Below are 5,135 nucleotides of genomic sequence, written 5' to 3' on the forward strand. Positions count from 1 at the left end.
GCACACGGTGTTGGCCGGTGCACTGTCCTTCCCCGCTTTCTACGGCAAGAACCTCGATGCGCACACGGTGTTGGCCGGTGCACTGTCCTTCCCCGCTTTCTACGGCAAGAACCTCGATGCCTTCAACGACCTGATGTACGACGTCGGCGAGTTTCGATACGGCAGCGACCCGGATACCACCGGCACAGTCCTCGCCCTTGCCGGCTACGACGCCCTGGTGAACCTGGACCGTCACACGGCAGATGCGCTGCTGACGATTTTCGCGGAGCATGCGCGCCTGGCGGCGCTCTTCTCGCACCCGATGTTGTGCATCGTCGAATCGACCGCCCACGATCTCGGTCCCGTCAATGGACGACCGGTCCAAACGGGGAGCCTCTGGGACACACCACCGAGTTCCTGGCGGATCACAGCGAAGGAGATCGTCGAGTTTGAATTCGAAACGACCAACGCTGATGCCGCGGCGATGATCGAAGTCATCGCGTCCACGCTCGTGGAGCGGGTTGGTGGGTGGGCGAAGTGGCAGATCCTCGACCCGGTCCAACTCGATTCTGCTGATTCAGCTGAGCATCCCGCAGAGCCGCAGCGACAGCGTTGTGATGTGGTCGTGTCGGTGGGAATACGCGGGGAGGGCGACCTCGGCGAGATCGACGAGGACGTCTATAGGGCGTTGCGTGATGCCGGCCTGAGAGTGGGTTTTTCAACGGGCGCAGGCTACCCTTTCGGCGCGGAGAGGGAGCGCGTCCTCGGTAAGTACAGCGAGCTGCGCGATAGCTCCGACGATCAGTAACCTGCCAGCATCTACCCATGCTCAAGCCATACGCCGCGCGACAATGTTGCCCGCCGCGAAGGCCTCGTCGCACCCGTAAGGGGCGGTGATCGCGGCGCGGCTGGAATTTGGCGCTGACGCTGTCCCTGAACGCATATTGCTGTTCGGTGTGCCCAGTCCATCACGATGCCCCAGGGGATCTGCCGCCTGAAATCGTGCGCTCGGAGCTGTGGAAAGAGACGGCGCGGCGCGATGGAGTGGATGGGTGTTCACCAATGGCGATTCGTTCTGGGCTGCATGCAGATTAGATAGGTTGACCAGTCGGTGATCACACTTAACGAGGGCTCCAGATCACACGAATCTGGATGCGTTCCAGCTTGTGTGCGACGGTGGGCGAACCGTCCGAGTGACCTGTCAGGTCAGTGGATGGCCGTCGGCGCGCGACTTAGACTGGGCGGCAAGCGTTTCGGATAGGTTGACCGGGCGGTGATCACACGCAACGAATGCCCAGATCACAGCAAATCAGGACCGATTGCGTCGCCGCTGCTTCTTGTCGTCCGCCGACGATTCTTGACGGAGGGCCGGCCGCCCGGCCACAGTGCTCTCAAGCGATCCCGAGTCCGCGGCCGTCGTGCCGCGGTTCGTCGAGTGCTCGGGACATGAAATGCACAGGTTCACCGAACCAACCCAGTTCCCGCCGATTTCGACATCATCACTGTCTTCGTCGACGATGGACTCGTGATGCAGCCGAGTAGTGAATCCCTCTGGCGTCCGGGGGCCTCCACGACAGGGGTGTTTCCCCTGGACGATCCGCGTTGGAAGGATTTGTCGACCAGAGACGGTGATGCTGCGTGGGTGCCCGACTGGTTGCGCGCACTGGATGCGGATCCTGTAGACGGCGAGCGCTTCACCGCGCAGTGGCCCGCACTCGTTTCGGAAGGCACCACCTGGCCGGCCGCTGTCGCTGCTTTTCCATACCTGGTCAGCATCGCTCGGCGCGTGAGCGCCGAGCAGCGACTCGAATACGTCACCGTGCTCGGGCTCATCGTGAGTGACTCCACGCCCAGCATGTGGCAAGAGACGATCGCCGCCGTTTCGCCTCGGGACACGGGGCCTGATCCTCATGCCGAGGCTCTCGTCGAGGCGCGAAGGATCACCGCCGAGACTGCCACGCTTCCCCATCGGGACGAGCGCGACCTCCGCTACTTGCTCATGACCCTCGCCGCGCTCAACGGCCACTCGGAACTCGCGGCAGTAATTGACAACCTCGACGACGAAGAGACATGCTCGCGCTACGCAGCACATCTCTGGGGAGCGGGCGGGGGTGCCGACAGCTGATTCGTCCGCGCAGGCCGCACTCGTGTTAGTCGTGCGAGCCGCCGATGGCAGCGTCACGTTGCGCGGTGAGCTCGGGCCTATGCAGGCGTACTGGAGAGACGAGAGAGAGACGCGCCACGCCTATGAGCGTCTGACTAACTGAATGAATGTAGAGAGCGCGTGGAGTGGAGCGATGGGCAGCTGGAGGGGTGTTCACCAATGGCGGAGCGTGCTGGGCTGCATGCGGATTGGACAGGTTGACCGGTCGGTAGTCACACTTAACGGGGGCTCCTGATCACACGTCTGGATCAGTTCCAGTTGCTTTGGCCAGCCCTCTGGTCGAGGGTGGGCGCGGATTCCGAACGCCGGCGTGGCTGTCGCAGGCGCATCCAGGTCTTCTGGGCCGATCGCCCCAGTGTCACGTCGCCTGCTGCACGGCCTGGATCTCCGTTGCCTGTGACCAGATCGCCTGCCAGCGGCCGTCGCGGAGTTCGTAGCTGTCGGTGTGCCAATAGCGTGTCCGGGGAACGCGGTACGCGCCGAAGACGATCTCGAGCATAGCCCGATAGCGAATGATCGCCGCGTCTCCGAGCACACGAACCTCGATCTCGTCGGGTTCCCACAGTCGGTAGTCGATCTGGCCCGCGGCGATCGCGCCTAGATACTCGTCTCGGGTCAGCGCGGCACCGATGGGTGTGATGAGTTGGAAGTCGTGGCCGTGCATCGCCTGGGCGGCTTCGATGTCGGCGGCGACGAGCGCGCGTAGGCGTGCGGTCTCGGTAGTGCGGATGAGCTCCATCGTCGATCTCGTGTCTGCAGGTGAACTGGTGGAACCGTGGCTCTCGGGGTTCATGTGGTTCTCGGTCATGGGTGTTTCCTTTCGATTTGGGTGGAATGCTCGGCGCGTGCGGGGTGAAGCCCAGGCGGTCAGGGCTGGACGATCCCGGAGTTGATGAGGGAACGGCCAGTGTCGTGCAGGGTCGCCGACACGGGTCGGGGCTCCCAGCCGAGGAGCGAGCGCGCCTCGGTCGTGTCGACGCTGAGGTCGCGGCCGCGGGAACTGTCATGGCTAGCAGGTGGGCCTCGGCGACGTCTCGCACATCCGCAATGGAGAAGCCGAAACGGGGGATGCCCCGAATCGGCCGGACATGAGCGCAACGAGCAGTCCGAGCGAGGATCCGATCCGCGGGTGCAGGAGCGGGCCGAGGACAACGCCCGGCTTGGCGACGGCGAGCTCCGTGCCGTTCGATTCTGCGAAAACCCACGCGGCCTGCTCTGCAAGGGTTTTCGACCGGTCGTAGGCGGTGGCCCGCCGGTCGGCGACGTCGGTTCAGTCCTTCTCCGTGTACGGCGGACGGCTGGCCCCGCGGTTGGTGGCTGCGAACCGAGGAGGTCGGCATGACCCGGGCTACGCGGGCCCGGTGCGCCGCCACGAGGACGCGCAAGCTGCCCTCCCGGGCTGGATGGATGACCTCCTCGGCGTTCCGGGGCGCGGCCGCAGGGAAGCGCGAGGCGGTGTGGATGACGAAGGTGCAGTCGCGGACGGCGGCGCCGCATCCCGCGTCCGCGTTGAGGTCCGCCGTGACGATCTCGAGTCTCTCGGAGGGGACCCCGGCGGTGGCGGTGACGAGCGTACCGAGCGTCGCCCCGCGGGAGCGGTCGCGCACCGTCCCGCGGACCCCGGTATCCCGCCGCGAGGATCCGAGTGGCGATATGGCCGCCCAGGAATCCGGAGACTCCGGTCACCAGCACGGTCGCGCCCGTCGCTGGCTTCGCGATTTCGGTCATCGTGGCTGGCCCGACCTCTCGTTGATGCGGACGATTCCGCCCATGCATGGACACTCTGACAGTATTTGTCTAGGTGCACAAGTGGACGCCAATGGTCCAATCTGTCAGGCTGTCGTTTGTGGCTGACGACGAAAAGACCGGACGGATCCTCGATGCGTCCCTCGCTGTCTTCTGTCAGTACGGTTTCGGTAAGACGACCATGCAGGACATCGCCCGTGCGGCCGGGATGTCCCGCGCGGCGCTCTATCTCCACTTCAACAACAAGGAAGATCTCTTTCGCGCCGGATCCGAGCGCGCCCATCTTCAGGTCATGAGCGAGGTCGACGCCGCCCTGGCGGCCGATGGTGACGTCATCGACCGCATCGATGCTGCAATGACGGCCTACCTCTGCGGCCTCATGGAAGAGATCAGCGCCAGCGCGCACGGCGCGGAACTCTTCGACGCGGGCCTTGCTCTGACAGGCGAGATCAGCCGCAATACTCAGACCTGGCTCGTCGAGCGGCTGGGGGAGGTCCTCGACTCTGCTGCCACCGCGGGTGAGATCGACCTCTCCGGGGTCGAGGTGGCCCCAGCTGAGCTTGCTGCCATGATCCTCGCGACCGCGGACGGCATCAAGAACACGCAGGGCGGCGGTGCGGCGCTGCGCACGGGCGGCTCACTCTTGATGCGTGTGCTGCGGGCGGCGCTCATCCGCTGAGCTGCAGCGCTCGACAGATTTGCCTTGATTGCAGTCACCCTCTCGGTCCCGCTCAGTGCGTAGTCGCATTGGGTACGCGGCGCCCCGCCTGTCGTGCAAGGCATCTCATGGTCTTGCGGACGCCATCTCACGTCGGGGCCGTCGACGACGGCTTGACCTAGTTCCGCGCGTATCGCCTCGAGACGGTCGCATCCGCTCGCTGTGTGCATCAGGAATTCCGGGCCGATGATCTCGTGTCGCTCGACGGACAGGCGGAGGTCAGGGGCGTGGGGTTCGGAGTCCAACCAGTTCGTGGTCGCCGCGTACCAGTGTCCGGCCCGTCCGTCGCGACTGCGCCCGCACAATCCGCTATCTGAGTTGATGGATAGAGGAGTGGATGGACGCGCCCCGCCGCTGACAGAGAAGGGTATTCACCCATGGCGGTCTGGGGTGGCGTCATCTGGATTGGATAGGTTGACAGGTCGGTGATCACACCTAACCTGCCGCTTTCACGGTAATTCGGCTGAACACCTGTGTCACTGACGAAGAAAGGTGCTCCGACCTGCGATAATTCGACTTGTCTAAGGT

At 64.5% G+C, this 5,135-nt stretch carries 4 protein-coding genes; 3 read left to right on the forward strand and 1 reads right to left on the reverse strand.

Annotation, left to right across the window (positions count from 1 at the left end; all coding sequences use genetic code 11):
* Both AB4Z09_RS28650 and AB4Z09_RS28655 read left to right on the forward strand, forming a co-directional pair.
* On the forward strand, positions 1–787 hold a 787-nt coding region (locus AB4Z09_RS28650), incomplete at its 5' end, for a barstar family protein (RefSeq protein WP_442241338.1).
* Between the two features lie 834 nt (positions 788–1,621).
* Positions 1,622–2,104 (forward strand): hypothetical protein, encoded by a 483-nt coding sequence (locus AB4Z09_RS28655; protein WP_147283502.1) that lies wholly within the window; start codon positions 1,622–1,624, stop codon positions 2,102–2,104.
* Positions 2,105–2,501: 397 nt separating this feature from the next.
* Here AB4Z09_RS28655 and AB4Z09_RS28660 read toward each other — a convergent pair whose 3' ends face one another.
* On the reverse strand, positions 2,502–2,951 hold the full coding sequence (locus AB4Z09_RS28660; RefSeq protein ID WP_220181908.1) for a nuclear transport factor 2 family protein: 450 nt from the start codon (positions 2,949–2,951) through the stop codon (positions 2,502–2,504).
* A 1,038-nt stretch (positions 2,952–3,989) separates the two neighbouring features.
* On the opposite strand from AB4Z09_RS28660, the gene AB4Z09_RS28665 reads away from it, so the two are divergent.
* A complete protein-coding gene (locus tag AB4Z09_RS28665; protein WP_442241339.1) occupies positions 3,990–4,568 on the forward strand; it encodes a TetR/AcrR family transcriptional regulator in 579 nt (192 codons plus the stop codon).
* The last annotated feature ends 567 nt before the right edge of the window (positions 4,569–5,135 follow it).

Source organism: Rhodococcus sp. TAF43, assembly GCF_052113525.1.
Classification (GTDB): domain Bacteria; phylum Actinomycetota; class Actinomycetes; order Mycobacteriales; family Mycobacteriaceae; genus Prescottella.